10 protein-coding genes and 2 pseudogenes are annotated in these 6981 nt (G+C 33.7%); all 12 read right to left on the bottom strand.

All coding sequences use genetic code 11. The features are described from left to right. Positions 1 to 758 precede the first annotated feature (758 nt). Entirely contained in the window at positions 759 to 1328 is a 570-nt protein-coding gene (gene def / locus H0185_RS22410; protein WP_221875717.1) for a peptide deformylase, read from the bottom strand. Positions 1329 to 1808: 480 nt separating this feature from the next. Next, positions 1809 to 2090, bottom strand: coding sequence for an SRPBCC family protein (locus H0185_RS24550; RefSeq protein WP_343223200.1), 282 nt, complete (start codon positions 2088 to 2090; stop codon positions 1809 to 1811). Between the two features lie 146 nt (positions 2091 to 2236). Next, positions 2237 to 2716 carry a GyrI-like domain-containing protein gene (locus H0185_RS22400; protein WP_221875716.1) on the bottom strand — a complete coding sequence of 160 codons (480 nt, stop codon included), beginning with the start codon at positions 2714 to 2716 and terminating at the stop codon, positions 2237 to 2239. 166 nt (positions 2717 to 2882) lie between these two features. After that, complete coding sequence (locus H0185_RS22395) at positions 2883 to 3182, bottom strand: hypothetical protein (protein WP_221875715.1); 300 nt, start codon at positions 3180 to 3182, stop codon at positions 2883 to 2885. Between the two features lie 215 nt (positions 3183 to 3397). Then, positions 3398 to 3523 carry a hypothetical protein gene (locus tag H0185_RS24395; protein ID WP_281427669.1) on the bottom strand — a complete coding sequence of 42 codons (126 nt, stop codon included), beginning with the start codon at positions 3521 to 3523 and terminating at the stop codon, positions 3398 to 3400. A 265-nt stretch (positions 3524 to 3788) separates the two neighbouring features. Next, the gene (locus tag H0185_RS22390; RefSeq protein WP_221875731.1) at positions 3789 to 3974 is read right to left on the bottom strand and encodes a hypothetical protein; all 186 of its coding nucleotides are present in this window, start codon (positions 3972 to 3974) and stop codon (positions 3789 to 3791) included. A 28-nt stretch (positions 3975 to 4002) separates the two neighbouring features. After that, on the bottom strand, positions 4003 to 4596 hold the full coding sequence (locus tag H0185_RS22385; protein WP_221875714.1) for an SdpI family protein: 594 nt from the start codon (positions 4594 to 4596) through the stop codon (positions 4003 to 4005). Beyond that, positions 4596 to 4871: an autorepressor SdpR family transcription factor gene (locus H0185_RS22380; protein WP_246629370.1), complete on the bottom strand. Its 276-nt coding sequence runs from the start codon at positions 4869 to 4871 to the stop codon at positions 4596 to 4598. Before H0185_RS22380 ends, H0185_RS22385 begins: the two co-directional genes overlap by 1 nt. 247 nt (positions 4872 to 5118) lie before the next feature. Then, positions 5119 to 5211: pseudogene (locus H0185_RS24585) on the bottom strand (alanyl-tRNA editing protein); the annotation flags it as partial. Between the two features lie 216 nt (positions 5212 to 5427). Then, entirely contained in the window at positions 5428 to 5718 is a 291-nt protein-coding gene (locus tag H0185_RS22370; protein ID WP_343223202.1) for an alanine--tRNA ligase-related protein, read from the bottom strand. A 334-nt stretch (positions 5719 to 6052) separates the two neighbouring features. Then, entirely contained in the window at positions 6053 to 6760 is a 708-nt protein-coding gene (locus H0185_RS22365; RefSeq protein WP_221875712.1) for a GntR family transcriptional regulator, read from the bottom strand. An 84-nt stretch (positions 6761 to 6844) separates the two neighbouring features. Continuing rightward, a pseudogene (locus tag H0185_RS24155) lies at positions 6845 to 6980 on the bottom strand (family 1 glycosylhydrolase); the annotation flags it as partial. Position 6981: the final 1 nt, after the last annotated feature.

Below are 6981 nucleotides of genomic sequence, written 5' to 3'. Positions count from 1 at the left end.
TCGCTCAGAAGCGACATTTATTAATATATCATATTCAACTCATTAAATCAAGTAAAATATTATTTTGATATAATTAATAAATTGAGTGGCTGCTGTTTTTAACAGCGGATATTTAATATACATCACAATCAGCAACTCGTCAACACTTTATTAAAAAAGTATTTTCGAAGCATGATATTGCACTGCTTTCTAAAACAGCTAAGTAAGAATACCATTTTACCTCCCATTGATTCAATAGAAATATATTACAAATAATAATTCTATTGGCATATGAAAAATAATCACTTTTAAAATGGAGACCATTTCTATATGAAGCTTGTTTTGTAAGCTTCATTGTTTATCGAAAAAAATAGCAGAATATGTTATAATCCAATAATTATATTTATATAGAAATAGGAGGTGACTCAATTGATAAAGAACTTACCTTTGTTATTTGCCATGTTAATGATAGGTTGTAGTATCACAACAATTGCTTTAACAACAATTTCTCCGGAGATTGTAGAGTGGTCCCTGCTAATAGTAGGTGTTATTTTAAATATCTGGAGTATGATGGGTTTAATCTTACATATAGGCATGAAAAGACTAATTAGCAATTGATAAGTATTTATGATCTTAGAAATTGCCAATTGTTTGGTTTACAATCCTTAGGTTTCCAACCCATAAGAAGAAGGTGATCTTATTGACCACCTTCTTTATGAATTGCACTATTATAATGGAATAAATCTACGAGTTCATCTTGTCAAAAAACTATATTTAATTTAATACAAACTCTCAATTGCAACATTGTCTGGAAGTTTAAATGGATTTTCTTTATTGATCCTGTCATAAAACATAATGCCATTTAAATGATCGATTTCGTGCTGAATAACGATGGAATGATACCCTTTAAATCTAAAAATCTTTTCCTGTCCATTGATGTCATACGCTTTTACTTTAATTCTTTCATATCTTGGTACAAATCCCTTAATGTCCCTATCAACTGAAAGACAACCTTCTCCTTCAGGTAAATAAACCATATTAATAGAATGGCTAATAATTTTAGGGTTAATGAACATACATTCTTGTTTATCCTCAAATAATGCTGCAAACATACGTTTATCAATCCCAATTTGATTTGCTGATAACCCCACTCCAGGTCGAAGTTTATATTTTTTTGAAATAACTGGATCCTGGCTATTTTTTAAATATTGTAGCATGCATTGCAAAGCTTCTTTATCTTCACTTGAAACAGGAAGGGTAACTGGTTCGGTTTTCTTCCTTAAGATTGCAGAACCTTCCCTGACTATATCGTCCATTGTAATTAAATAGTTTGCTCCAAACTTATTCATATATAAACACCTCGTATAGTATTCTATTTAATCTTTTTGAAATTGTAAAACCTTATTTGTCATCCTTTTCATTTCAATAGAATCTGCGATATTCCTTTCTTAAGGGACAATCGTGCTTCGTTCGTTCCATAAGAAAAGCCGCCAAAATGGCAGCTCCGTTCTTTCACGCTTACATTCGTTTGTTTAAGAGAATTTATTCGTTTGTCTTAGTAGGAAAACATTCTAGCTATATAACTAAAAAGGACTCCGTTCCTTAATTTAGATTAAAAGGATGGATATGTAATTTTTCCTGTCTCGACTAATTCCTTCAACCCTAGGAACATATAATACCAACCTTGTTCGGTCTCTTTTTTCCACTCTTCATGTGCTTTTTCAATATCCTCTTTAGTCCAACCTTCTTCATGGTAACGTGAATTGCTTGTGTGAAAATCATTTCACATCCTGATTCAATCGGGTGGATCTCCACTGTAATGTCGTCTTCTAATTCACTAAATTGAAGCATCTTGAATGTGAAAACGAGTTTTGTTGGTGGTTCCACCACTTTGTATTCTCAAATGCTCTGTAATCTTTCCCATCGCGATGATCTACAATTTCCCATGTTCCGCCGACACGAGGATCACTCTCTGCCACTTTATTCGTATGTTCCATGGTGAACATCCATTTTTTAAGCTTTTCTACGTTTGTCCAAGCATCAAACACTTTTTCTGCTGGAACATCAAATTTACGTTTCATAGTGAGGATTGTTATTGATGTATTTGTCATGCAAACCATCCACTTCTATAATTACTATTTTGGTTCTTCATTCCATCTCTTCTATTTAGAACGTTGTTGCTAAATTCCCCATTAGTTCAATTTCTATATGGTTATTTTACACTTTATGGGATTTCCACGCTTATCAAATACCATATTTATTTAACAGGAACCCAGATTTCAGATTGAGCATTGCGACAGTTGGGATCGTGGCTTTTGTGCACCTCGAGTGATGGACCACCACTATGCACAAAATCGTTGAACGGGAACCATTCTGAATAAATTTTCCTCCACGTTGCAGGAATGGCGCTTGCATACGGACCCACAACATCGAATACGACCCATTTTGCAGCCGGTACATCAAAGGTAGAGAAATGTTCCGTTATATTCCCTTTCCCTTCTACTGCAATCCAGTATTCTAGTTCATTTCTTTCATTACTGTAATCCACTGTCATGCCAATTAATCCAGTGATTTCACCCGAAACCAATGGCATCAATTGATCAATCGTTCCATCCTGACTAACTTCTCCCCAAAGTTGTTGAATCTCACTAGAGGGCCCTACTTCTCCGTCACATTGAAAAACTTTTTTCAACCCTACAACCTGAAATGCATTTCTTTCAATAACATGGTATTTCATTCTTATGCTCCTTTCAGAAATTCTTCAAGATAGGTGATATTCCTTTTTTAACCAATAAACTTTAGGTTCATTTGCTCACAATACCTAATTATATCTACATAAATCAGAGTGTTACAACTGTACATCCATATCCGATTGTGCCCAAACATGCGGCATGGCTGCGAGTTTATTTAATAAACAATGAGCGTAGGAATTGCATAACAACCCCCATGACAAACAAAGCGATGGCGATGTATAGGATGGTTCCTGCTATTGGTAGAATCCATTTTTGTTTCTTATATTGGAACCAGTAATTAACTGCCCACATGACGAGCAGTAAAACGATTAGACCGAATTTAAATAGGTCAGAGATGGGGTCTTGGGCTGGGCTAATATTTACTACAGAGAAAAACGCGAGAAAACCGATAGCTCCCAATAGGATTAAATTGACAACATGCACGACAATATTATAAGAATTGATATTCATTAAATCTCTACCCCGATCATTTATAGTTCACAATCTCAATTTTTTAATCACATTTTATATAAATTATCGTTCTTTCTAAGGAGAAGTAAACGCTATTGCTAAGCCAGAAGATAAACCAACGAACCTACTCCGTTCGTCCAATAAGAAAAAGCTGCCTCAACGACAGCCTAGAGCTCTGTTCCTAATGCCCCCGTTTGTTCAAGGACATTATTGCTTCACATTTTCTTCTTGGTCTTTTTTCGGTATTCTTTCGGTTTTCTCATTAGTACCAATAGTGCTATAACAAAACAAATCATTAGAATGATATTTAAGCCCCAACCAAAACTAACAATATCCTGCATACCCTTCCTCCTCAGATTTGTTTTGTTCACTTTAGCATGATTAATTTACTATTTGGTTGTTTTCTACAAAAGAAGATAAAACGTTACAATTTTTTCATCAAGATTGTTTTCTGTCATTCCCCTATTACAAAATGTTGAGAAAGGACGGTGCTTGACTTTCATCATTTATTTTCAATCAATGTAAGTTAACGTAGCAACACCAATGGTTGCTGCAATGGGCATCCCGTATTGAAGGAATACCCCCGTTTGTTTAACAAGCAATACGTTATAAAAACTTTTCTGGGTTTCTTACTTTTAGAGTTACTATACAACCACAATTTACACAGAAATAAGCATCAACTTCTGAACTTTTTATCATTGCATTTTTCTTAAACAATGAACCATATCCTTTAAACTCCCCCATTTTAAACTCTTTTGATCCGCATTCTGGGCAAATCTGTTCTTTGTTCAAAGATACTCCCTCCAAATTTAAAACTGATTCAATGTGATTGATATGCTCTATACGACATATAAAAAGATGCAAGTAATGTACAAAGAAGAATAGAGAAGAAACCAATCATCATCAGATTACCGGGAAGAAACAAACAAAGGAACATTATGAGACCACCTATGAACAAAGGGAAAGAAAATGGACGAATTACAATATTCCATAGTTGATTAGAATTTTTTGGTTGTTCCTTAGGATTTAAATCCAATTGAAACCTTGGAAGAGTATTAGCTGTGGTGATAAGAACAATCCCTACGCTAACAGGTACTAAGTATAAAAGGCTAACTTCTATACCTATTCCCAATAGAATTAAACCAATATGAAGTAGAAATAGAATTAAAGTAACGGAAAGGAGAACGCTTTCAATTCCTTTTTTATATCGAGCATAGGAGTTTTGAAATGATAAGAGTTTTGGAATAATAATTAAATTACTGTTCACTAAACACATGGCGAGTGGGATACTAAATAATAGTACTTCAGTTGCCCCATATTTAGATTCTTCAGTTGCTGTATTTGAGAAAAACAACAAAAGACTAATGGCAAAAGACAAGAAAATAAGGAAACTAATGCATATTTTTTTTATCATTATTCATCTCCCTTTCTTGAATTAAACTGAACAATCCATTTCAACACATCCTGAAAAACGGTTGAATTTAAAGAGTAATAAACATACTGCCCCTTTTTTATGGCATATACTAATTCAGCGTTCTTTAAAACTGATAGGTGTTGAGAAATTCCAGCTTTACTTATTTCAAAATTCTCGGCAATTTCTCCAGAAGTCAAATCCCCCTTCCGTAAAAGGTCTAATATTTTCCTTCTATTTTCATCAGAAAGAGCTTTAAATAATTCGTTGATCGACAACCGTTTTTCCTCCATTTACACATTTAAGTATTTACTTAATTACTTAAATTATAATTAAATGGATTAAAATGTCAATAGGCACACCCACATCATTTTCTTCAACTAACCTGCTACTTCACTAAGTTCAATAAACTTAATAAAAAAAGCATTAATCCTTCTTGGATTAACGCACCCGTTACTTTAAGTATATTACTTCACAAACTACAACATCAGGATACATTTAAAATAGACGTTAGAGAACCTGAATTTACAACCTTTTTTTCGTAGCACCCTTGTTTTGGATTTTAATAATGGAAAAGTAGCCAATTTCAGCTGTATTGTTAAGATGAGTCCCCCCACATGCTTGCTCTGAATTTGAACGATTCTATTTTCGTTAAGAGTAGCTGGAAGTAAGTTAATAATCGTATTAATGGTTTCTTCTTTTTGCTCTGCTTCTCTTCTACTCATGGGTTTCGTGTGAATATTATGAGGCTGATCCAATGGGATTTTTCAATGATTTCAGGAGAAAAAGCTAACTCTAATCTCGCGTGATCCTTTTCAATTTGACTACTTTTAGCTAAAGCATTGTCATGTTGATACAAATAACGGCAATCACATGCAATAACGTGTAATAACGCATTTTTTGAACGCGCCATGACCAGTCAATCTGCATAATAATGGCTTGTTGTTTGTCATGCAATTGACGGTCTAGTTCATGAATGATTTCACCGTCTCTTTTTTTGATGTTTACTACTTCGTAGATTTCCTCACCTTGCTTAATGAACCCTTTATCACAAGGTCGTCCACCGCCACCTGGATAAAAAATAGTTTGGTCAAACACAACAAGTCTTCCATTTAGTGAAACAATTTGTACTTCCGTCTTAACCCAGTGATAACAACGGGTTAAGACGTTTTAGTTTCAATCAATAATAGTCTTCATTGGTATTTACGAATATTAGTTTATATCCTTAAAGACTCCGTCCTATGTTATCAATTTTAAAGGTAGTCAAAGCATCAACAAGAGATACTGTTGCAAATTGTTTAACAACTTATATATTATTTGCTTGTAACGTAGTGGGAGCTCTTTCCTCTTTACTATGGAACATGACCCCAATTTAATATAATTACTAAACTAAATCGCTTTGAAAGAAATATGCGTTTTAATTTTAATTGTTAGGGAGTCGTTTTATATTCTATATCTCTTATTTAAAATTGATCCTGTTTAATATCTTTGCTTTTTGATAATGAAAGATCGATTGTGATAACTCAAAAACGGTGCCGTTAGCTAAACATACTGTATTCTCAATAATTAATGTAGGGTCTCCCGGTTTTACATTCAACAATTTTGCACTATCTTCATCAATCTTTTCACAGTTAACTATTTTGTCAGCAAAACTAATTTGGAGCTTTAAATCATCAATTAGGTAACTATATATTGAAGTTCTCGCAATGTCTTCATTTAAATAAGGAACAATTTCTTTATTAAAATAACTTACCTCAATGGAAAAAGGTTCCCCGTCCACTTCTCGAAGTCTCTTACAAAAATATAACTTTGAACCTTTTTGACATCTCAATCGCGCTGCTTTTTCTTCATCTGCTTCTATAACACGTAAGTTCAAGATTTTTGTTTCTATAGTCTTCGAAGTCAGATCTTTTGTTAACCCTCTAAGACTTCCTAAATTAATATAATCCGTTACTGATTTGTCCCGTAGGAACATACCGCTACCCTGTACCTGATAAATATAGCCTCGATTTACAAGCTGAGTAATAGCTTTTCGTACCGTATTCCGGCTCACTTCGAACGTTTTCATTAGTTCATCTTCTGTTGGCAATTTCTTTGTTCTATCAAATTTCCCATCACGGATATCCAATTCAAGTTGGTCAGCTATTTCTTTATATTTTACAGCCATAGTATCTCCCTATTTGTCCTTCATTCTTATTCCCCTATTATACACAAAACCTCTTGATGAAAATCAAGAGGTTGTTTCTCTTTCTTATAGCTCTTCTCCTCTGGTTTCAATGATCTGTTTATACCAATAGAACGACAGTTTTTTCTTTCGTTTCAAATTGTCCTTGTGATCAACATAAATAAACCCGTACTGTTTCTTATAACCATTTAACCAGCTTAATN

Origin of the sequence: Mesobacillus maritimus (assembly GCF_019749255.1) — a bacterium.
Classification (GTDB): domain Bacteria; phylum Bacillota; class Bacilli; order Bacillales; family Cytobacillaceae; genus Mesobacillus_B; species Mesobacillus_B maritimus_A.
This window is presented reverse-complemented; position numbering and strand designations above follow the sequence as displayed.

What these genes read in the sequence shown, in the direction of transcription:
- def (WP_221875717.1), bottom strand. Translation starts at nt 1,328, where the DNA reads ATGAATAAGTTTGGAGCAAACTATTTAATTACAATGGACGATATAGTC.
- H0185_RS24550 (WP_343223200.1), bottom strand. Translation starts at nt 2,090, where the DNA reads ATGACAAATACATCAATAACAATCCTCACTATGAAACGTAAATTTGAT.
- H0185_RS22400 (WP_221875716.1), bottom strand. Translation starts at nt 2,716, where the DNA reads ATGAAATACCATGTTATTGAAAGAAATGCATTTCAGGTTGTAGGGTTG.
- H0185_RS22395 (WP_221875715.1), bottom strand. Translation starts at nt 3,182, where the DNA reads ATGAATATCAATTCTTATAATATTGTCGTGCATGTTGTCAATTTAATC.
- H0185_RS24395 (WP_281427669.1), bottom strand. Translation starts at nt 3,523, where the DNA reads ATGCAGGATATTGTTAGTTTTGGTTGGGGCTTAAATATCATTCTAATG.
- H0185_RS22385 (WP_221875714.1), bottom strand. Translation starts at nt 4,596, where the DNA reads ATGATAAAAAAAATATGCATTAGTTTCCTTATTTTCTTGTCTTTTGCC.
- H0185_RS22365 (WP_221875712.1), bottom strand. Translation starts at nt 6,760, where the DNA reads ATGGCTGTAAAATATAAAGAAATAGCTGACCAACTTGAATTGGATATC.